The sequence below is a fragment of the Nonomuraea purpurea genome, from assembly GCF_042650645.1.
Lineage (GTDB): Bacteria > Actinomycetota > Actinomycetes > Streptosporangiales > Streptosporangiaceae > Nonomuraea > Nonomuraea purpurea.
In genome coordinates this window covers 240,862-260,988 of record NZ_JBHSBI010000004.1, presented here as the reverse complement: position 1 = coordinate 260,988, position 20,127 = coordinate 240,862, and the positions used below count along the sequence as shown (strand labels likewise).

Annotated in this window: 17 protein-coding genes; 9 read left to right on the top strand and 8 right to left on the bottom strand. The window is 71.6% G+C overall.

From position 1 onward, the window contains the following. Positions 1-136: 136 nt before the first annotated feature. The 5 genes from ACFOY2_RS10080 to ACFOY2_RS10060 all read left to right on the top strand — a co-directional run bounded on the left by ACFOY2_RS10080 (position 137) and on the right by ACFOY2_RS10060 (position 5,041). The gene (locus ACFOY2_RS10080) at positions 137-829 is read left to right on the top strand and encodes a YggS family pyridoxal phosphate-dependent enzyme (RefSeq protein WP_379527884.1); all 693 of its coding nucleotides are present in this window, start codon (positions 137-139) and stop codon (positions 827-829) included. 141 nt (positions 830-970) lie between these two features. After that, the gene (locus ACFOY2_RS10075; RefSeq protein ID WP_379527688.1) at positions 971-1,471 is read left to right on the top strand and encodes a cell division protein SepF; all 501 of its coding nucleotides are present in this window, start codon (positions 971-973) and stop codon (positions 1,469-1,471) included. An 80-nt stretch (positions 1,472-1,551) separates the two neighbouring features. Continuing rightward, complete coding sequence (locus ACFOY2_RS10070; RefSeq protein WP_357806133.1) at positions 1,552-1,839, top strand: YggT family protein; 288 nt, start codon at positions 1,552-1,554, stop codon at positions 1,837-1,839. Between the two features lie 104 nt (positions 1,840-1,943). Beyond that, a complete protein-coding gene (locus ACFOY2_RS10065; RefSeq protein ID WP_379527687.1) occupies positions 1,944-2,831 on the top strand; it encodes a DivIVA domain-containing protein in 888 nt (295 codons plus the stop codon). Between the two features lie 41 nt (positions 2,832-2,872). Then, positions 2,873-5,041 (top strand): hypothetical protein, encoded by a 2,169-nt coding sequence (locus ACFOY2_RS10060; RefSeq protein WP_379527686.1) that lies wholly within the window; start codon positions 2,873-2,875, stop codon positions 5,039-5,041. 294 nt (positions 5,042-5,335) lie between these two features. Here ACFOY2_RS10060 and ileS read toward each other — a convergent pair whose 3' ends face one another. Then, positions 5,336-8,476 (bottom strand): isoleucine--tRNA ligase, encoded by a 3,141-nt coding sequence (gene ileS / locus ACFOY2_RS10055; RefSeq protein ID WP_379527685.1) that lies wholly within the window; start codon positions 8,474-8,476, stop codon positions 5,336-5,338. Positions 8,477-8,944: 468 nt separating this feature from the next. On the opposite strand from ileS, the gene ACFOY2_RS10050 reads away from it, so the two are divergent. From ACFOY2_RS10050 to ACFOY2_RS10040, 3 genes are read left to right on the top strand one after another with little or no spacing between them, the layout of a single operon-like run. Beyond that, the gene (locus ACFOY2_RS10050) at positions 8,945-9,334 is read left to right on the top strand and encodes a TraR/DksA family transcriptional regulator (protein ID WP_379527684.1); all 390 of its coding nucleotides are present in this window, start codon (positions 8,945-8,947) and stop codon (positions 9,332-9,334) included. 35 nt (positions 9,335-9,369) lie between these two features. Next, complete coding sequence (gene lspA / locus ACFOY2_RS10045) at positions 9,370-9,879, top strand: signal peptidase II (protein WP_379527683.1); 510 nt, start codon at positions 9,370-9,372, stop codon at positions 9,877-9,879. Then, the gene (locus tag ACFOY2_RS10040) at positions 9,872-10,801 is read left to right on the top strand and encodes an RluA family pseudouridine synthase (RefSeq protein WP_379527682.1); all 930 of its coding nucleotides are present in this window, start codon (positions 9,872-9,874) and stop codon (positions 10,799-10,801) included. The genes lspA and ACFOY2_RS10040 overlap by 8 nt, the downstream gene beginning before the upstream one ends. Here ACFOY2_RS10040 and ACFOY2_RS10035 read toward each other — a convergent pair whose 3' ends face one another. Genes ACFOY2_RS10035 through ACFOY2_RS10010 form a run of 6 tightly spaced genes read right to left on the bottom strand, consistent with a single transcriptional unit; the run spans position 10,802 to position 17,578 of the window. Beyond that, positions 10,802-12,193 (bottom strand): serine/threonine-protein kinase, encoded by a 1,392-nt coding sequence (locus tag ACFOY2_RS10035; protein WP_379527681.1) that lies wholly within the window; start codon positions 12,191-12,193, stop codon positions 10,802-10,804. A gap of 9 nt (positions 12,194-12,202) precedes the next feature. After that, complete coding sequence (locus tag ACFOY2_RS10030; protein WP_379527680.1) at positions 12,203-12,514, bottom strand: AzlD domain-containing protein; 312 nt, start codon at positions 12,512-12,514, stop codon at positions 12,203-12,205. After that, the gene (locus ACFOY2_RS10025; RefSeq protein WP_379527679.1) at positions 12,511-13,173 is read right to left on the bottom strand and encodes an AzlC family ABC transporter permease; all 663 of its coding nucleotides are present in this window, start codon (positions 13,171-13,173) and stop codon (positions 12,511-12,513) included. The genes ACFOY2_RS10030 and ACFOY2_RS10025 overlap by 4 nt, the downstream gene beginning before the upstream one ends. An 11-nt stretch (positions 13,174-13,184) precedes the next feature. Next, the gene (locus ACFOY2_RS10020; RefSeq protein ID WP_379527678.1) at positions 13,185-14,027 is read right to left on the bottom strand and encodes an AraC family transcriptional regulator; all 843 of its coding nucleotides are present in this window, start codon (positions 14,025-14,027) and stop codon (positions 13,185-13,187) included. Next, positions 14,024-15,715: a serine/threonine-protein kinase gene (locus ACFOY2_RS10015; RefSeq protein ID WP_379527677.1), complete on the bottom strand. Its 1,692-nt coding sequence runs from the start codon at positions 15,713-15,715 to the stop codon at positions 14,024-14,026. Before ACFOY2_RS10015 ends, ACFOY2_RS10020 begins: the two co-directional genes overlap by 4 nt. Before the next feature lie 9 nt (positions 15,716-15,724). Next, positions 15,725-17,578, bottom strand: a complete 1,854-nt coding sequence (locus ACFOY2_RS10010; RefSeq protein WP_379527676.1) for a serine/threonine-protein kinase — start codon at positions 17,576-17,578, stop codon at positions 15,725-15,727. 287 nt (positions 17,579-17,865) lie between these two features. On the opposite strand from ACFOY2_RS10010, the gene ACFOY2_RS10005 reads away from it, so the two are divergent. Next, positions 17,866-18,855, top strand: a complete 990-nt coding sequence (locus tag ACFOY2_RS10005; RefSeq protein ID WP_379527675.1) for a chorismate mutase — start codon at positions 17,866-17,868, stop codon at positions 18,853-18,855. 15 nt (positions 18,856-18,870) lie between these two features. Here ACFOY2_RS10005 and ACFOY2_RS10000 read toward each other — a convergent pair whose 3' ends face one another. Next, positions 18,871-20,103, bottom strand: coding sequence for an SGNH/GDSL hydrolase family protein (locus ACFOY2_RS10000; RefSeq protein ID WP_379527674.1), 1,233 nt, complete (start codon positions 20,101-20,103; stop codon positions 18,871-18,873). Between the last annotated feature and the right edge of the window lie 24 nt (positions 20,104-20,127).

The window sequence follows — 20,127 nt, the reverse complement described above, 5'->3', positions numbered from 1 at the left end:
CTGACGCCGCTCCCCGCAGTGACACGGGAGCGGCGCCGTCGTATGCGACGCACTCCGTCTGGCAAAGGAGCCCGCTGTGCAGCAGACGTTCGCCGGTCGCACGGGCGAGGACGCAGGCAACGAGGGGGACAGCCACGTGAGAAGGGACGAGATCGCCGCCGGGCTCGCCGAGGTCGACGCGCGCATCACCGAGGCCTGCCACGCCGTGGGACGCGACCGCGGCGAGGTCACCCTGATCGCCGTCACCAAGACCAGGCCCGCCGAGGACGTGCGCATCCTGGCCGAACTCGGCGTGTGCGACGTGGGGGAGAACCGCGACCAGGAGGCCGCCCCCAAGGCCCGCGAGCTCGCCGGGATCCCGCTGACCTGGCACTTCGTCGGTCAACTCCAGACCAACAAGGTGCGTTCCGTCGTCGGGTACGCCGACGTGATCCAGTCCGTCGACCGCCTGCGGCTGGTGGAGGCGATCAGCAGGGAGGCGGTGCGCCAGGGCCGCAGGGTGGGGTGCCTGCTGCAGGTCGCCCTCGACGACGACCCCGGCAGAGGCGGCGCCAGAGCCGCCGACCTGCTCGCGCTGGCCGACGAGGTGGCGCTGGCCGACGGGCTCTGGCTGGGCGGCGTCATGGCGGTGGCGCCGCTGGGGGAGGACCCCGCCGCGGCGTTCGCCAGACTGCGGGAGCTGGCCACGCGCGTGCAGGAGCAACACCCCCGCGCCACCATGGTCTCGGCGGGCATGAGCGGCGATCTCGCCCAGGCGATCGCCTACGGCGCGACACACGTGCGGGTCGGTACGGCGTTGCTCGGTCGTCGCAAGTCCTTCGTCAGGTAATGTCCCCCCAAGTGGGTCTCCAGGCCCGCGACCGAGGAGAGGGTCGATCAGCGGTGAGCTCCGAAGGGGGTACGGCTGCCGTTCCGGCGCCCGGCGACGGGCCCGAGCGAGTGCGACCATGAGCGGGAGGACGACGTAGCGATGGCCGGCGCGATGCGCAAGATGGCGGTCTACCTCGGTCTCGTGGAGGACGACCGCTACGAGAGGTACGAGCCCTACGCGGACGATTACACCTACGACGACGAGGTGCAGCGGACCGGCGAGGATCGGCCCGTCGCGGTCCAGGACCGCGACGACGACCCCGACACAGGGGTGCCCGCTCCCAGGCCCGCCACGACGATCCTGGAGCGCCGCACGACCGATCTGGCCCGCATCACGACCCTGCATCCTCGCACGTACAACGAGGCGCGTACGATCGGAGAGCACTTCAGGGACGGCACCCCGGTCATCATGAACCTGACCGAGATGGTTGACAGCGACGCCAAGCGGCTCGTCGATTTCGCGGCAGGTCTGGTCTTTGGCCTACATGGCAGCATTGAACGTGTTACCAACAAGGTGTTCCTGTTGTCCCCTGCCAATGTCGAGGTGACCGCCGAGGACAAGGCCCGAATCGCGGAACGCGGGTTCTTCAACCAGAGTTAGAGTCTCTGTATGTCTATCGCACTCAACCGGGTCTCGCCGAGACCGGGGAGGGCACATCAGATTGGAGGCGCGGCCGGGCCGTGGGGATCATAGGTCAGATCTTGGTCGTTGCTCTGTCTCTCTATTTGGTGCTGCTCATCGGCAGGATGATCTTCGAGACGGTGCAGGCCTTCGCCCGTCAGTGGCGACCCCAGGGGGTCGTCCTGGTGCTGGCCGAAGCCACATACACCGCTACAGACCCACCACTCAAGTTCCTCCGCCGTTTCATTCCCCCGCTCCGGTTGGGTACGGTGGCCTTTGACCTAAGCTTCACTGTCCTGTTCATCGTGGTCCTGCTCTTGATCCAGATCGCGGGGTTGCTGCGGTGAGCCGGCCGGGGTGGCGCCGGTCGTGATCCAACTCGTGTCCGCGCTGAAGTGATTCGGGTTACCGTCCTCCGGACAGACTCCAAGCGCGCCAAGGAGACCAAAAAATGCCGCTGACGCCCGCTGATGTGCGGAACAAGCAGTTCAGTACCACCCGGCTGCGGCCGGGCTACGACGAGGAAGAGGTCGACGCCTTCCTCGACGAGGTGGAGGCTGAGCTTGACCGCCTGATCCAAGAGAACGAGGAGCTCCGCGCGAAGCTGGCCGAGTGCCTGCGCGGGAAGGTGCCTGGCGGCATGAACATGCCCATGGCCTCCGCCCCGGTTCAGGAGCAGCCCAAGCCAGAGATGATGGGGCCGCCCCCGCAGCCCGAGCCCATGCGGGCCCCCGAGCCGCCCCCGGTGCAGCAGCAGCCGCCGGTCCCCGTTGCCATGAACATGCCTCCCGCCGAGGACAACATGGACACCGCGGCCCGCGTGCTCGCCCTCGCTCAGCAGACCGCCGACCAGGCGATCTCCGACGCCCGCCGGGAGGCGGACGAGACGGTGACCCGCGCCAGGCGCGAGGCCGACGAGATCCTCACCAAGGCCCGCCGCCAGGCCGAGCAGGTCATCGGCGACGCCCGCGCCCGCGCCGAGACGCTCGAGCGCGACGCGCAGGAGCGCCACCGCCAGGCGATGGGCTCGCTGGTGCAGACCCGCGACGAGCTCGAGCGCAAGGTCGAGGAACTGCGTAGCTTCGAACGTGAATACCGCAGCCGGCTCAAGCTCTACCTGGAGAACCAGCTCGCCGAGCTCAACGTCTCCGCCGAGGGCAGCGGTGGGTTCCCGGTCATGTCCGGTGGTCCGCAGGGTCAGGCTCCGGCCCCCGCCATGTCGCACGCCGTGCAGCAGGGTGGCCAGCAGCCTCTTCCCGGTGGTCCCGGCCCGTTCGGCGGCGAGGCTCCCCAGGGTGTCTTCCCCAGCGGTGACGGTCCGCACAACGACCGCCGGTAAAGTAGCGGGTCACTAGGACCTGTCACTCGAAAGAGCCCCCTGTGATCCTTATCAGTGCTGGTTTGGTGCTCGCGGCGGTCGTGTTGCTGATCGCGGGCTTCGTACTGGCTAAGCCGTTCCTGATCATGTGGTCCATCGTGGTCAGCGTGCTGTCCGCGCTGTTCCTGGTGATCGGGGCGTTTTTGCGGCGTAATGAGCTGTTTCCTGGTGGTGGGCAGGCCGCTGCGCCGGCCACCCCCCCGAAGGGGCTCATGCCGCCCGGCCTGCCGTACAGCCAGACCGGTTCGCCGGCTCACCAGCCGCATCCCCAGCCCCGTACGCATCCGCAGACGCCGCAGCGGACGGCGGCCGTACCCGCCCCCGCAGCACGCCGCCCGGCGGCGAGTGGCATCGCGCCGGACGCGATCGTGCTGGTGATCCCGGGACGCAAGCGCTACCACGTGCCCGGCTGCCGCCAGTTGAGCGGTCGGGATCACGAGGAGCTCACCTACGAGGAGGCGCGCGAAGAGGGCTTCACGCCCTGCACGTCGTGCCTGCCAGACGCAGCGCTCGGCGGACGGCAGTTGCCGCCTGCCGCCGACCCCGAGCCCGTCGTCGCCCCCGGCTCCGCGGCCACGGTGGACAGCCGGGCGCGAAACTCCGCGGAGACCCGCGACCTTCGTCCGCCGGTCAACCCGCCGAAGCCCGACACGAAGGCTTCCACCCCCAGCCCGGAGCCCGCCGCCCACGAGGACGGCGCCACCGGGTGGTTCGGCCCCCCAGACGCGGCCGCATCTTCGACGTCCGCCGCCCCCGAGTCCGATGCACCGGATCCGGATGATGAGCAGGCGGACAAGCAGACTTCCTACTTCCGGCCGCCGCCGTTCGCCGCCAGGGCCGAGTCGCCCGCCAAGGGCGAGCCGCCGACCGGCAAGCCTTCGCCGGGCGCCAAGCCCTCACCGACCCCCGGCCGGCCCTCTTCGGCCGCTGGCAAGCCTTCGTCGGGTGACGGTGGGCCTTCTTCGGCTACCGGCAAGCCCGCATCAGGCAGCGGTGGGCCTTCTCCCGCCTCCGGCAAGCCTTCGTCGGGCAGCACTGGGCCTTCTTCCGCCACTGGCAAGGCCGCGTCGGGTGCCGGGGCGTCTTCGCCGTCCGCGGGCAAGCTCTCTTCGTCCCCCGAGCAGCCGGGGCCAGCCAAGCTGGGCCAGGCCGCCGCCGGAAAGCCGGGCAAGCCCGGACAGGCCGCGCCCTCGGCCGTGGACGATGACGACGACTCCTCAGGGCCCGCTACGGCGCCGCAGCCGCGCGTGCCCTCTTCGGTGCGCCCTGGGGCATCGGGAGGGGCCGCGGGGCCGTCCAAGCGGCCTTCTGGAGCCGCCCCCGCGTCGGCCTCGGAAACCGTGAGGCTGCCCGAGCGGCCCGCCTCCTCCGCCGAGTCCGAGGCCAAGCCGAAGGGGCCGCTCCCCACGGGTGCCCCGGCGAGGCCGGCGGGCAAGTCCGGCCCCGAGCGCCCCTCGTCCAGCCCGGCCGCCAGGACCGAGACGTTCGCCCAGGCCACGCCGCCGAAGGGTGACGCCTCCACGACAGCAGCCATCAGGACCGGCCCTCAGCGGCCGGGCACCTCACCTGCGGGCCCATCTCGGGCGGGTGCGCCGACGGCGGGGAGTTCGACGAAGGGCGCATCGACGGCTGGTGCCTCTGCTGGGGGTGCTTCCGGAGGGGGAGCCCCGGGGAAGGGCGCGTCGACGGCTGGTGCCTCGGCTGGGGGTGCTCCGGCGGCGGGTGCCGGGAAGCCAGGAACTCCCAAGACGGGCGCGCCGGCTTCGGGTACGAGCGCGTCCAAGGGCGAGGGAGCCGGGCCATCGCCGAAGAGCGGCGAGTCGGCGGCATCGTCGAAGACGGGCGCATCGTCCTCGACGTCGAAGACCGGTGGATCGCCCGCACCGTCCAAGACCGGCGCGGCTGCTTCGAGCTCGAAGGACAGCGGGCCGTCATCGTCGGGTAAGACGCCCGAGGCGGGTGCCAAGGGCGAGCAGCCCGCGGAGGCCAAGACCGAACGTTCGGCGACCGTGAAGGTCATCGTGGGCACCCGTCGCTACCACAGCACCGCATGCCCACTGATTCGGGGCGCCGGTGACAACGGTGTGGAGACGATGAGCCTCGCCGCGGCCGAAGCGGCCGGGCTGACGAGCTGCTCGGTCTGCCAGCACGACCGCGAGACGGTGAGCTGAGCGCCGTCCCCTGAGAGCCGTCTGGGCGGCTGACGCCGCCCCTCGGCAACTCTTGGTGATCAAGTTTTAGCGTTCTGACATCAGCACGCCCCGTGCCCAGGCGACGCGGGCCACCCTCGCCGTGCGCGCCGGATCGGCAGTGTCCTGGGGGACGTGTCACCCGGGCCGGAGGCTTTGTCCACCGGTGCCAGGACACGAGGACGACTGGTGCATGCCCGGCATTTCGCCGTGCACTGTTTCTGGTGGGGGTTGGGCGGCACCGCCAATGTGGTTGGCGGTGCCGCTTCGGGGAGGTTAGGCGCGGCGGAGTTGGAAGGTCAGGCCCAGGTCCTCGTCCGTGTGGGACGGCAGGTCCTGGGTTGTGCCCTCCGTGACCGTGATCGCCAGGACCTCTTCGGCCACCACCCCGCCCTCGGATCGCAGTGCCGTGGCGAGGTCGGGGGAGGAGGACGTCCACCACAGTTCGATCCGGTCCGTGATGGACAGTCCGGTCGACTTGCGGGCCTCCTGGACCAGGCGGATGACCTCGCGCAGGAGGCCGGCCCGGCGCAGCTCGTCAGTGAGCTCCAGGTCCAGGGCCACCGTCTCGCCCGTGCCCGTGCCGATGGCGCCCGTTTCGACGGCCCAGCCGGAACGGGGCTGTTCGGTGACGATGACCTCGTCGGGGCCGAGCATGATCTCGCCCAGTTCGTCGGCCTCGACCATGACCGTGGAGCCGGCGCGGAGGGCTCGGGCGACGCGGGTGGGGTCGGCGGCGGTGACCGCGGCGGCGGCGAGCTTGGTCTGGGAGCCGAAACGCTTGCCCAGCGCCCGGAAGTTGGGCTTGACCGAGTAGGAGATGAGATCGGCGCTGAATCCGGACATGTCCTCAAGGGCTCCGACGTTCAGCTCGTCCGCCACCAGCCCACGCAGCTCCTCGGGCAGCGACGGCCACCCGTGGGCCCCGATCAGGGCGCGGCGCAGCGGCTGCCGGGTCTTGACGCCCGAGGACGCCCGCGCCGAGCGGCCCAGCTCCACCAGCCGCCGCACCAGCGCCATCCGGTCCGACAGCGCCGGGTCCAGCAGGTCTTCGCGCACCTGCGGCCAGGTGGCCAGGTGCACGGAGGAGGGCGCGTCGGCGGGACGCAGCACGTCCCAGAGGTAGTCGGTGACGAACGGCACGATGGGCGCCATCAGCCGCAGCACCGTCTCCAGGCACTCGTACAGGGTCGCGAACGCCTCCGGCGAGCCCTGCCAGAAGCGGCGGCGCGAGCGGCGTACGTACCAGTTGGACAGGTCGTCGAGGAAATCGGCGAGCCTGCGCCCGGCGCGCTGGGTGTCGTAGACGTCGAGGGCCGCCGTGACCTCGGCCACCGTCTTGTGCAGCTCGGCCAGCGCCCAGCGGTCGAGCAGCGGACGCTCGGCCGCCGGCGTGGCCTGGGCCATCATGGACGGCGACCACGCCTCGGCGTTGGCGTAGAGGGTGAAGAACGAGGAGGTGTTCCAGAGCGTCAGCAGGACCTTGCGGACGATCTCCTCCAGGGCGTTGTGCCCCACCCTGCGGGCCGCCCACGGCGATCCTGAGCAGGCCATGAACCAGCGCAGCGCGTCGGCGCCGTGCTCGTCCATCAGCGGGATCGGCTCGAGGATGTTGCCCAGGTGCTTGCTCATCTTGCGGCCGTCCTCGGCCAGGATGAGGCCGAGGCAGAGCACGTTCTCGTAGGAGGACTGGCCGAAGACGAGCGTGCCGATGGCCATCAGCGAGTAGAACCAGCCGCGCGTCTGGTCGGTGGCCTCGCAGATGAACTGCGCCGGGTACAGGCCTTCGGGCTTGCCGCGCTCGCCCCACTGGGCGAAGGGCATGGAGCCGGAGTCGTACCAGGCGTCGATGACGTCGGGCACGCGGCGGGCCTCGGCGCCGCAGGACGGGCAGGCGAAGGTCACGTCGTCGACGTAGGGGCGGTGCGGGTCGAGCGCCGAGACGTCCTGGCCCGCCAGAGAGCCCAGCTCCTCCATCGAGCCCACGCACGTGACGTGGGACTCGTCCTGCGAGCACACCCACAGCGGCAGCGGCGTGCCCCAGTAGCGCGAGCGCGACAGCGACCAGTCGACGTTGTTGCGCAGCCACTCGCCGAAACGGCCCCACTTGATCGTCTCGGGGTACCAGTTGGTGTCGGCGTTCTCGGCCAGCATCTGGTCTTTGATCGAGGTGGTGCGGATGTACCACGACGGGAGCGCGTAGTAGAGCAGCGGCGTGTGGCAGCGCCAGCAGTGGGGGTAGCTGTGCTCGAAGTGGCCGCCGCGGAACAGCAGGCCGCGGGTGCGCAGGTCGTCGGTCAGCTCCTCGTCGGCGTCCTTGAAGAAGCGGCCGCCGACCATGGGGACGTCGTCGAGGAAGCGGCCGTCGGGGCCGATCGGGTTGACGACCGGCATGTCGTACTGCTTGGTCACGCTCAGGTCGTCGGCGCCGAAGGCCGGGGCCTGGTGGACCAGGCCGGTGCCGTCCTCGACGGTGACGTACTCGCCGAGCACGACGTAGTGGGAGTCGGGGATGTCGACCAGTTCGAACGGGCGGGAGTACGGCGTGCGCTCCAGCTCGCGGCCGGTGTAGCGGGCCACCTCGGTGGCCCCTTCGCCGAGGACCGCCAGCAGCGGCTCGGCCACGACCAGGACCTCGCCGCCGGCCGTGCGGGCCGCGACGTAGGTGACGTCGGGGTGCACCGCGACGGCGGTGTTGGACACCAGAGTCCACGGCGTGGTCGTCCAGACCAGCAGCGAGGCGCCCAGGTCGGCCAGCGGCCCGGACGTCACGGGCATGCGGACGTGGACCGACGGGCTGGAGACGGTCTCGTAGCCGCCGGGCTGGCCCAGCTCGTGGTCGGACAGGCCGGTGCCGCACCGGGGGCAGTAAGGCGTGATGCGGAAGTCGCGGAAGAGCAGCCCCTTGTCGAAGATGACCTTCAGCGACCACCACACCGACTCGACGTAGGACGGGTCCATGGTGCGGTAGGCCTGGGACAGGTCGATCCAGTTGCCCATCCGCTCGGTCAGCTGCTCGAAGGCGTCCACGTGCCGCAGCACCGACTCGCGGCACTTGGCGTTGAACTCGGCGATGCCGTAGTCCTCGATGTCCTTCTTGCCGGACAGGCCGAGCTCGCGCTCGACGCCGACCTCGACCGGCAGCCCGTGGCAGTCCCAGCCGGCCTTGCGCGGGACGCTGAATCCGCGCATGGACTTGTAACGCGGGAACAGGTCCTTGAACACGCGCGCTTCGACGTGGTGGACGCCGGGCAAACCGTTGGCGGTGGGCGGGCCCTCGTAGAAGACCCATGAGGGGCCGCCGGCGTTCTGTTCCACGGAACGCTCGAAAATCTTCCCGTCCCGCCAGCGGTCGAGAACCTCGCGCTCGAGCGCGGGCAGGTCAACCTGCGCGGGAAGAGGGCGGAACGATGACATTTCGGGCGTGACCTCCACGCTTCGTACGGCCGACATGGCTAGCGTGAAGGGACGAAGCACGAGGCTCCGCGGTACCACCCTTCTTGACCCCGCCGCGTGGGCGAGGCCCTCTTCGTTTGATCTGCTGCCGGGTCTAATGAGCTCAGCCGAGCCGTTCTTCCGGCGGCTCCGGGGTGATATCCCTCACAGTCGGGCCCCATCAACGCCTTGCAGTCTCAAACCATAACGCAGAGTGGGAGCGAAGGCTTCCGGGTTTCCCTGGTGACAGGCCCTCATCTTGGCGGCTCTCGGTACGCAAGTCGTAAAGCCGACAAAGTTGTGGGAATGGACGCCTCTGAGGAGGAGTTGAATGCGCGAGGCGGGATAGTACGGGGGAGGTAAACCGTCCGGCGGGTCGTTTGCCGTTCCGTTATCAGGATCCTAAGCTGCCCGCACCATTCACGACCTTGATCAGCGATGGAGGCAGCCATGGCGGCAGTCACGCAGACCACGACACCTTTGACGTGGTCGGACGAGGAGCTGGCCGAGGTACGCGGCAGGCTCCAGAAGGAGATCGACGAGCTCGAGGCGGACATTTCCCGCCACGAATCGGAGATAGCCTCTGGGGACGTCACGCAGGGGGCCGGCGACGACCAGGCGGATGCGGGAGCCAAGACGTACGAGCGAGAACGCGAGATCGCCCTTACCCTGAATGCGCGCGACCTGGTCGCGCAGAACGAACGTGCGATCGCCAGGATCGACGCAGGGACCTATGGAGTGTGCGAATCGTGCCACAAGCCGATCGGCAAGGAACGCCTGCAGGCGTTCCCGAGGGCGACGCTGTGCGTGGCCTGCAAGCAGAAGGAGGAACGCCGGTAGGCAGACCACGCGGTCGCCTCTTCGCCGTCCTCGTCGTGCTGGCGGCCGTGATCTACACGGCCGACCTCATCACCAAGACGGTGGTGCTGCGGACGCTCGAGGGCGAGCCTCCGCTGGTCGTCATCCAGGACGTGCTGCAGTTCCGGGTGATCTTCAATTCCGGTGCCGCGTTCAGCATCGGCACCGGAATGACCTTCGTCTTCACCTGCATCGCCGCGGGCGTGGTCGTCGCCATCGTCCGCTTCGCCCGCAAACTCGGGAGCCGGGCCTGGGCGGTCACGCTCGGCCTGCTCCTCGGCGGGGCGCTCGGCAACCTCACCGACAGGCTCCTTCGCTACCCGTCGGGCATCGGCCGCTCGACGCAGTTGCAGGGCCACGTGGTCGACTTCATCGAGGTGTTCCCCGGCCACTTCCCGATCATCGACTACTTCCCCGTCTTCAACATCGCCGACTCCGCCATCGTCTGCGGCGGCATCCTGGCGGTCATCCTCGCCTGGCGCAACGTCCAGATCGACGGCTCCAAGGAGGAGGAGAAGGGTGAGTGACCAGCGTAGCCTGCCCGTGCCCGACGGGCTGGAGGGCGAGCGGCTCGACGCCGCGCTCTCGCGGCTGTTCGGCTTCTCCCGCACCCGCGCGGCCGAGCTGATCGTCGCGGGCGAGGTGCTGGTCGACGGCAGGCAGCCGGCCAAGTCGGACCGGGTACGGGCGGGCGCGTGGCTCGATGTGACGATGCCCCCGCCGGTCACCACGCCCATGCCGGTGGCCGAGCCGGTGGCGGGCATGACCATCGTGTACGAGGACGACGACATCGTCGTGGTCAACAAGCCCATCGGGGTGGCCGCCCACCCGACCGTCGGCTGGACGGGCCCCACCGTGATCGGCGGCCTGCTCGGAGCCGGCCACACGATCGCCACCAGCGGCGCCGCCGAACGCCAGGGCATCGTCCACCGGCTCGACGCCAACACCACGGGCGCGATGGTCGTGGCCAAGAGCGAGCACGCCTACTCCCACCTCAAACGGGCCTTCAAGGAGCGCACGGTCGACAAGCGCTACCACGCGCTGGTGCAGGGGCACCCCGACCCCTTCAGGGGCACGGTCGACGCGCCCATCGACCGCCACCCGTCGGGCGACGGCAGGTTCGCGGTGGTCGCGGGCGGCAAGCCGTCGATCACCCACTACGACACCGTCGAGGCGTTCAGGGCGGCGTCGCTGCTGGACATCAAGCTGGAAACCGGGCGTACGCACCAGATCAGGGTGCACATGGCGGCGCTGCGCCACCCCTGCGTCGGCGACCTGCTCTACGGCGCCGACCCCACGCTCGCGGCCCGGCTGGGCGTCACCCGGCAGTGGCTGCACGCGGTCGCGCTCGGTTTCGAGCACCCCTCGACGGGCGAGTGGATGTCGTTCGGCACCGACTATCCGCAGGACCTGCAGAAGGCGCTCGACATCGTCCGCGACGAGTCCTGATCACTCCTGCTCCTCCTCCGACGGCTCGACCTGGCTGCCGGGTGACTCGCGAGGGCTCTCCTGCTCCTCTTCCTCCTCCCGCTCGGACGTCGTCGGGGTCGGCTCGCCGGACGGGCTCCTGTCGCCGTCCGGCGTCTTCGACTTCGGCTGGGTGTCCCGCGGGACCGGGCTCTCGGAAACCGTCCAGGACGGCGCGGGCCGCGAAGGCGGATAGGACAGCGAGGGCGGTGCGGACGGGGAGTACGAGGACTGCGGGGAGTGAGGCGAGGTCCGCGGGGCCTGCGAGGTCGGCGCGGCGGAGGTGGTCACGGCCGACGTGGGCACAGGGGCGGGGGCGCGCGGCAGCTCACGCGGCCGCTGCGACCACCAGACGACGCCGCCCGCGACGATCCCCACGAGCAGCACGCCACCGGCCAGCGCCGCCATCAGAAGCTCCCGCCGGCGCCTGCGCGGGACCGGCGCCTGCCGCGGCACAGGGAACGGGTTCGTCTGGTCGGGCTGCTGGGGGCCGGCGAGCGGGCCTGGCTGGTCGGGTTGGCGGGGGCTGGGGAACGGGTCCGTCTGGTCGGGGACGCCGCCCGCCGCGATCGCGGCCAGCCGCCGTTCGGCCTCCTCCAGGGACATGCGCTCGGCCGGGTCCTTGCGCAGCAGCCCCAGCAGGACGGGCGCCAGCACGCCGGCCCTGGCCGGCGGCCGCGGCTCGGCGTGCAGGACCGCGCCCAGTGTGGTCAGGGCGTTGTCCCGCTGGAAGGGGGAGTGGCCCTCGACGGCCATGTAGAGCGTCACGCCCAGCGACCACAGGTCGCAGGCCGGGGTGGCCCGGCCGCCCGCCGCGCGTTCCGGGGAGATGAAGGCGGGAGTGCCGATCAGCACGCCCGTGGCGGTGACGGAGCTCTCGTCCTGCGTGGTGGCGATGCCGAAGTCGGTCAGCACCGCCCTGCCGTCCTCCGCCAGCAGCACGTTGTCCGGTTTGACGTCCCGGTGCAGCACGCCCACCGCATGGGCCGCGCGCAGCGCCTCCAGGATCTGCAGCCCGGTCCGCGCGGCCTCCAGAGGCGGCATCGGGCCGTCCTCGCGGATGAACCCGCCGAGGGTGCGCGAGCGGACGAACTGCATGACGATCCACGGGTGCCCCCGTTCCTGGAGCACGTCGTACACGGCCGCCACGCCCGGATGCGTCACCCGGCCGGCCGCCCTGGCCTCGCGTAACGTGCGAGCGGCGAACACCTCGCGCTCGGGTTCGCTCAGATCGGGCGGCGGCAGGATCTCCTTGATGGCCACGTCACGGCCGAGCACCTCGTCGTGGGCCTGCCAGACCGTGCCCATGCCGCCCCGGCCGATCGTCCTGAGCAGCCGATAGCGGCCACCGACCATCCCCGCTGAATCGGACATCCACCGCGACTACCCCATAAACATTCGCACAAGCGCGGTGACGGCGGCCGCCGCGACGAGGACCACCAGAAAGGGCGCCCGCAGCAGCAGCGCGACGACCGCCGCACCGAGCCCCGCGGTCCTGGCCGGGTCGAAGCCCAAAGCGCCCTGCTCGGTGAACGTCTGCACCGCGATCAGCGCCGCCAGCAGCGCCACCGGCACCAACTCCGCGAACCTGCGCACCACGGGACGGTCCAGCACCCGCCGCGGCGCGGCCAGCCCGGCCAGCTTCAGCGCGTAACAGCCCGCGCAGACCGCGGCGATCGCCCACCACAGCGTCATCGCGCCATCACCACCAGCACCGCCGCGGCCGACAGCAGCACGGGCACGCCGGGCGGCAGGAACGGGGTGGCGCACAGCGCGATCACCGCCGCGACCGTCGCCAGCCGGCGCAGTTCGGCACTGGCCGCAAGGCGCGGCCACAGGATGGCCAGGAACGCGGCCGGGCCCACCACGTCCAGCCCCAGCACGCCGGGGTCGCCCAGGAACGACGTGCCGTACGCGCCGGCCAGCGTCGTCAGGTTCCAGGTGAGGTAGAGGCTGGCGAACGTGGCCACGAACGCCGTACGGGCGCCGTCCCGGTCGGGCTGGGCGAGCGAGACGGCCGCGGTCTCGTCGATCACACCCTGGGCCGCCAGCCACCTGCGCGCGCCGCGCACCCGCAGCAGGTCGGCCAGGCGCAGGCCGTACAGGGTGTTGCGGCCGCCGAGCAGCAGCGCGCCCGCCGTGGCGGCCACCAGGTCGCCGCCCGCGCCCACCGCGCCGGTCAGCGCGAACTGCGAGGCCCCCGTGAACGCCAGTAGGCTCAGCACGCACGCCTGCGGCACGCTGAGACCCGCGGTGACCGCCGCGGCGCCGAAGGCGAGGCCGGACAGCCCGACGGCCAGGCCCACGCCCAGACCGTCCCGCACGGCGGCGGAACGGTGTGTTTTCTCGTTCATGGGGCCAAAGGCTAAGAGCGCGGCAAATCACCAGTCTTGTACGTTCCTGCAGCACGCTGGTACGCGGCCGGCGGCACCCCCACGACGCGCTTGAAATGGCGGCTCAGGTGAGCCTGGTCGGTGAAGCCCACTTCGGCGGCCACCTGGGCCGGGCGCAGGCCGGACAGGAGCAGGTGGCGTGCCCGGCGTACCCGCAGGGAGGTGAGATAGGCGTGCGGCGGCAGCCCGGTCTCGGCCTTGAACGCCCGCAGCAGCGCGAACGGCCGCGCCCCCACCGCCTCGGCGAGATCGTCGAGCGTCGGCGGGTCGACGAGGCTGTGGTGCAGCAGGTCGAGCGCCGCGCGCACGGCCCGCCCGCCCTCGGCGGGCACGCCCGTGGCCGGTCTCGGGGTGGCGTAGCGGGTGATGAGCCGGGCGAACAGCGTGCGGCTCAGCGTCGAAGCCGCCAGCGCGTCGCCGCGCTCGGCCGCCAGGTGCGCCCTGCCGAGCAGCGCCGCCACCTCCTCGTCGCGCACAACCTGCTCGGGGAAGTGCGGGGTCGCGTAGGGGACGCCCAAGTCGGCGGCGATCCCGGCCACCGCGTCGATCGACGGATACAGCATCCGGTACGCCCACCCGCCCGGCGTGCCGGCCTGGCCGGTGTGCACCGAGTCGGGGTTGACCAGGACCACCTCGCCCGCGCCCGCCCGATGGAGGGTGCCGCGGTAGTCGAACTCCTCCACGCCGGAGACGATCAGGCCGATGGCGTAGCCGTCGTGGACGTGGCGCGAGAAGCGGTGGGTGACGTAGCGGGCCTTCAGCAGGTCGGTCTCCGGCACCGCCGGGTGCCGCCAGAAGCGCGCCTGCTCCTTCACCTCGGCCTGAACGTCATCAGGAACGTGTCGAGGTAGCGCTTGTCCTCTTCCCACCGGGAGTGCAGGGTCTCCCAGTAGATGGCGTACGGGCGGCCGTCGGAGGTGCGGAAACCGCGGTTGACCACGTGAATCAGCTTACCGTCGCGTACCCGGGTGAACTCCCAGTCGGCGACCTCGACGCCGAGGTAGCGCACGGTCTTGATGCTGAGGCGCTTGTACTGGCGGAACTCGCCCTTGGCCAGGATCTCCTTCTCCAGGGCCGACCAGTGCCGCGCGGGGTCGTCGTAGGAGACCTCGGGAACCGTCCACTCGACGATCAGCGCCGCCGGGGTCTCCGGGCCCTTGATGGAGATGCTGTTCCTGCCCTTGGTACGCGTGGGCTTCCAGGTCGGGGGCGCGGCGATGGTGAAGCGGCCCTCCTCGAAGTCGTAGGAGCGCCAGCCGGTGGGGACCGGGCGGTCGGTGCGGACCGGCGTGCTCGTGGGCGCCGGCGTTTTCGCGGGCGCCGGCGAGGCGGTCTGCGGCGCCGTTCGCGGGGGCGTGGGGCCGGGCGTGGGGGTCGCGGGCCTGGACGGGCTCAACAGCAGGACGCCGCCCGTGGCCAGTACCGCCAGCGCGCCCGCCGCGGCGGGGACGCCGAACCACAGCGCCCTGTTACGGCGGGGGCGGGGCGGCAGCGTCTGGTGCGAACCGCCCGGCCCCCGCAGACCGGTGGCGGACGTCGGCGGTCCCTCATACGGCGCCTGCGGCCCCGCGTACGGCTGGGCCTCCGCGACCGGCTGAGGCCCCGCGTGCGCTCGCGACTGCGCGTGCGGCTGGGGCGTGCTGAGGGGCGGCTGGGGGGCTTCGGGGAGGCCGTCGGCCGTCTCGTGCCACAGGGCGGGCCGGCGGGCGCTCTCGGCCTCCTGAAGCAGCCTGGCGACCTCCGCGGCGGGAACGCGTGCCCCCGGGTCCTTGCGCAGCAGGCCCATGATCACCGGGCCCAGGACCCCGGCCCGTGCCGGCGGCTCGAGGTCGTCGCGCAGCACGGCGGCCACCGTCGCCGCCCACGAGTCGCGCTTGAACGGCGGCGCGCCCTCGACGGCCGCGTACAGCGTCGCCCCCAGCGACCACAGATCCGACTCCGGCCTGGCCTGCTCGCCGTTGAGGCGCTCGGGCGGCATGTACGCGGGCGTGCCCACCAGCCCGCCCGTCGCCGTCAGCCCCGCCTCGGCCTCCATGGCGGCGATGCCGAAGTCGGTGAGCACGACCCGGCCGTCATCGGCCAGCAGCACGTTCTCGGGCTTGACGTCACGGTGCAGCACCCCGGTGGCGTGCGCGACCCGCAGGGCGTCCAGCACCCGGCCGCCGATCACCGCCACCTGGCCCGCCGGCAGCGGCCCGCGCTCGCGGATCACCTCGGCCAGGGAGCGCGAGCGGACGAGCTGCATCACGATCCACGGACGGCCGTCCTCCTCGACGACGTCGTGGATCACGACCACCGAGGGGTGGTCGAGGCGGCCCGCCGCCCTGGCCTCCCTGATGGTCCTGCGGTTGAGCTGGGCGCGCTGGGCGTCGCCGATGCCCGTGTAGCGCACCTCCTTGATCGCCACCGTGCGGTCGAGCAGTTCGTCGTAGGCGCGCCAGACCACGCCCATCCCGCCCTCGCCGAGTGGCTCGACGAGACGGTACCGATTGCTGACACGCACGGCGAAAGCTTACTTCCGTCGCTCGAACGTCTCGGCGAACCCCTCGAAGAAATCGAAGTCGTTCTTCCATCGGCTCTGCAGCGTGTGCCACAGGAGCGTGTAGCCCCGCCCGTTCTCGGTGGTGACCGCCCGGACACGCACGTGGCTGTGCCCGCTGTTGGCCCTCCAGGTGAAGTCGAGGTCCGCGGCGGTCTTGTGGTAGCCGTCGACCTTCTTCGTGTCCAGCTTCTCGTAACCGCCGTATTTGTACTTGTAGGAGGACGTTCTCTTCCCCAGGTACTTCACCGCGTCGCTGCCGACGTCCGCCTTCGCGATCTCGAGGTACGCCTTCGGGGCGGCACCCGGGCCCCTGAACTGGACCGTCTTGCTGCCGGGACGGGTGAACACCTTCCACTTCTCCGGCAGCCCGACGGCGAAGCCGAGCTTCTTGTCCTCGTACCAGTGCCAGCCCTTGGGCAGCGGGTCCTCCGTCTCCGCGGGGGGCACGCTGGGGGAGGCGGCCGTCGGGCTGGGGGCGGCGCTCTGGCCCTGGCTCGGCGACACCGAGGGCGTGGAGGACGGCTGGGCCGCGCCCGACGACGGCTGGGTGACAACGGAGGCCTGCGAGGTGTCCGTGTTCGGCGAGTCGGTATCGGGGGCCGAGTTCAGGCCGAGGATGGCGCCCACGCCGGCGACCAGCACGACCGCCGAGGCCGCCGCGATCACCGGCCCTGGCCGCCACTGCTCGGGCGAGGCGGCGTTCACCGTGGACTCGCCCTGCGGCTTGTCCGGCTCCTGCGGCGCCGGGGTGGCCCGCGCGCCGGTCTCGGGCGCGCGGGGCAGCGGCGACGGGGCCCGGTTCAGGTGCAGGTTCAGGTTCGGGTCGGTCGTGAGGTCGTCCTCCACCGGGACCTGCCGCGGCGGCGCCTGACGGGGTGGCGCCTGGCGGGGCGGGGTGGGGGCCGGACGCGGCCGAGGCGGGGGAGAGACCTTGCGCGGCTGGGTCGCGGGCGGCACATGCAGCGGCTGCGCCGCGGGGAACTGCGCGGTCGGCGGCGCGCTCTCCTGCGCGATCACCCTGCGTAGCTGGCGCTGCGCCTCCTCGTAGGTGAGCCGCTGGACCGGCTCCTTCACCAGCAGCCCGTTGATCACCTCGGCGAGCGGGCCGGCGTTGTGCGCCGGGTCGGGCTCGTCGGTCAGCACGGCGTGCATGGTCGCCAGGGCCATCCCGCGCTCGTGCGGCGAGCGGCCCTCCACGGCCGTGTACAGCGTGGCGCCCAGCGCCCACAGGTCGGACTCGCGGCGGGCGGGCAGGCCCTTGAGCCGCTCCGGCGCGATGAACGCCGGCGTGCCCGCCAGGCCCGTGACGGTTAACTGCGTCTCGGTCTCCAGCGTGGCGATGCCGAAGTCGGTGAGCACGACCCGGCCGTCGTCGGCGAGCAGCACGTTCTCGGGCTTGACGTCACGGTGCAGCACGCCCGACTCGTGGGCGCGGTGCAGCGCGTCCAGCACGGCCAGGCCGATCTCGGCCACCCGCTGGTGCGGCAGGGGCCCGTCCTGCTTGATCACGGTACCCAAGGAGCGCGACTGGACGAGCTGCATGACGATCCAGGGCCGATCGTCCTCCTCGATCACGTCGTGTACGACGATCACGTTCGGATGCTCGAACCTCGCCGCCGCCCTCGCCTCGCGCATCGTCCGCCGGTTCAGCAACTGCACTTCCTCGCCCAGGGCGGCGGCGTACCTGACCTCCTTGACCGCGACCGTGCGATCGAGGAGCTCGTCGTGGGCTCGCCAGACGATGCCCATTCCGCCCCTGCCGATGGGTTCCTGCAGTTGGTAGCGGCCGGCGATGCGGCGTCCGTCCTGCTTGCGATCCGACATCAACGGCCTCAAACCCTCCCTCTAGGCCAAGAAATACTCCCATAGCGAGGGATCAACGGCGACTCGCCTGAGGGACAGTCCATCATGCGAGAAGTGCTGTCCAGCAGGTGGAGGCGGGGGTGTAGGGTTCACATATGACTTGTCGCCATGCGTTTACCGAGCCGGCTCCGGGAGAGCCGGTCGTCAGCTAGCGACCGCCTGGAGTCGGCAAAGGCAGAGACAACCCCGTCTCTGCCTTTTTGGTTTTCCTGCCGGCTCCAGAGGGCCGGCCCGAGTGGGGAGACGAGATGTCATCGACCTTGGAACGGCACACGGTCACTCTGGGTGAGACGCTTGTCGGCGAAGGGCCCGCGGTCGTGGTGGGCCGGTTGAGCCTGCGGGTGAGGCGCGGGCAGGCGGACGCCCACGAGGCGCTGCGCGAGAGCAGGGCCGCCGAGCCGACGGGCGGGACCGCCCTGTTGGTGGAGCCCTTCTCGGCCGCCGACCTGCCGGCCATCGCCGAACTGGCCGACGCCGTGGTGGTGGGGGCCTCGTGGACCCGCGACATCCCGCTGGTGCGGGCCGCCGCCGGGCTCGGGTTGCCGACGGTGGTCGAGCGGCGGGCCTCCGGGTCGGTGGAGGAGTGGCTGGGGCTGGCCGACTACTGCGCCGCGGAAGGCGACGGGCGGGTGATCCTGTGCGAGGGCGGGCAGGTCGACCTCGCGCTGATGCGGGCCGCCAGGGCCGCCGCGGGACGGCCCGCGCTGGTCGACGTCTCGGCCGACGCCGGGCTGTCGGCCGCCGCCGTGGCCGCGGGGGCCGACGGCGCCGTCCTGGACGTCCTCGCGGGCGGCGGTACGGCGGCGCACGGGGCGCGCAAGGGCGGCTACGCGGGGGTGGTGGCCAGACAGTTCGGGGCGGGCGACGAGGAGGCGCAGCCGGATCCGTCGACGGCGCTGCGCGCGGCGGAAGAGGCCGTCATCCTTGTCGGCGCCCTGCTCCGGCCCGAGGCGCCCGCCACGCTGCCGGAGTGCCGCGAGGCGATCGACCGGCTCGACGCGGCGCTGGCCACGCTGCTCGAACGACGGGCGGCGGTGGCGGGCGTCGTGCAGCGGATCAAGCCGGTGGGCGGGTTCGCGGGGCGCGACATGGACAGGGAACGCGCCCTGGTCGCCAGGATGGCGCTGCGGGCGCCGGCGCTGGGGACGGAACGGCTGGCCTCCATCATGAACGCCGTCATCGAGGCCGGCCTCCTGCTCGCAGAAGAACGCGCCGGAGACGACCCGGCCACCCCGTAGGAGCGCGAGCGCCGGTCAGCGGGTCGTGAGCTGGAAGTTGTTCATGGGACGGCCGGGGCCGGCGGCGATCTGCTTGGTGATGAGTTCGGCGAAGCGGCGGTAACCGTCGCCCGTCGGATGGTAGCTGCGGGCGTTGACCTTGAGCTCCTCGACGTCCACGTGCAACCCGTTGAGGAACGGCTGCGCCTGCCCCACCTCGTGCCCCGTGAACGACTCGTAGGCGTCCACGTACTCGGCGCTGCCCGGCGCCTCGAACGCGGCGATCGTCCGGTCGAAGGCGGCCACCACCGAACCGACCTGGTCGTTGAGCCGGCGCGTCATGCCGTTGATCCACCGCTGGTCCTCGGCGCTGAGGTTGTCGACGCTCTCCACCGGCTCCTGCGGGAAGGGCCGGGGATAGCCCAGGACGATGATGCGGGCCTGCGGAGCACGGGCGCGCAGCTCCCGCAGCACCTTGAGCAGGCTGGGGCCGAGCTGCTCGATGCGGCCCGCCACGGCGGCGTCCTGGTCGACGCAGTTGGAGGACCACGGCAGCTTGACGATGCAGCCGGTGAGCACCTTGGTGAAGCCGGCGTCGTTGCCGCCGATGCTGAGCGTCACCAGGCTGGCCGACGGGTCGACGCGGGTGATCTGGGGCCGCTGGCCGTACTGGCCGGACAGGAGCTGGCGGGTGGTGGCGCCGCTGCAGGCGTAGAAGGAGGTGCCGCCGCCGAACGTGTACGTCTGCGCCACCAGCGGGACGTAGGAGCCGCTCGCCCGGTGGCAGCGGGCGGCGCCGTCGTTGAGCGGCTGCTTGTCCAGGTCGTAGACGCCTTCGCCGGAGGAGTAGGAGTCGCCGAGCGCCACGTACGCGCCGCTCAGCGCGACCTGCACGGGCGTCAGGCGGGTGGCCTGCGGCAACCGCCCGGAGGGCGGGACCCGGTCGGTGGCGCAGCCCACGCCGAGGACGGCGCAGGCGAGCTTCGGGAAGACGCCGAGCGGCAGGCACGCCAGGGCCAGGGCGAGGCCGATCGCCGCCGCGACGGCGGATCGGACCAGCCCGCGCGCCACCGGCCTCGAAGCACCCTTGGGGGGACGCTCAGGCGGCCTGTCGTAGGGAAGGGGCGTTTCGTCCGGCAGGGTTGCTGCCGGTATGGTCTCGTGCGGCTGGGTTCCTGCGGGCACGGGCGTCTTGTGCGGCGCCTGCTCCCGGAGCGGCGTCTCGTCCAGCGCGGCCTCCCCCGGGGCGACGGCTTTCTTCGGCGGCATCGAGCCTACCCAGCAAATGATCGG

Coding starts and splice junctions, on each gene's coding strand:
- ACFOY2_RS10075 (WP_379527688.1), top strand. CDS start 971: ATGGCCGGCGCGATGCGCAAGATGGCGGTCTACCTCGGTCTCGTGGAG.
- ACFOY2_RS10065 (WP_379527687.1), top strand. CDS start 1,944: ATGCCGCTGACGCCCGCTGATGTGCGGAACAAGCAGTTCAGTACCACC.
- ileS (WP_379527685.1), bottom strand. CDS start 8,476: ATGTCATCGTTCCGCCCTCTTCCCGCGCAGGTTGACCTGCCCGCGCTC.
- ACFOY2_RS10050 (WP_379527684.1), top strand. CDS start 8,945: ATGGCGGCAGTCACGCAGACCACGACACCTTTGACGTGGTCGGACGAG.
- ACFOY2_RS10035 (WP_379527681.1), bottom strand. CDS start 12,193: ATGTCCGATTCAGCGGGGATGGTCGGTGGCCGCTATCGGCTGCTCAGG.
- ACFOY2_RS10030 (WP_379527680.1), bottom strand. CDS start 12,514: ATGACGCTGTGGTGGGCGATCGCCGCGGTCTGCGCGGGCTGTTACGCG.
- ACFOY2_RS10025 (WP_379527679.1), bottom strand. CDS start 13,173: ATGAACGAGAAAACACACCGTTCCGCCGCCGTGCGGGACGGTCTGGGC.
- ACFOY2_RS10010 (WP_379527676.1), bottom strand. CDS start 17,578: ATGTCGGATCGCAAGCAGGACGGACGCCGCATCGCCGGCCGCTACCAA.
- ACFOY2_RS10005 (WP_379527675.1), top strand. CDS start 17,866: ATGTCATCGACCTTGGAACGGCACACGGTCACTCTGGGTGAGACGCTT.
- ACFOY2_RS10000 (WP_379527674.1), bottom strand. CDS start 20,103: ATGCCGCCGAAGAAAGCCGTCGCCCCGGGGGAGGCCGCGCTGGACGAG.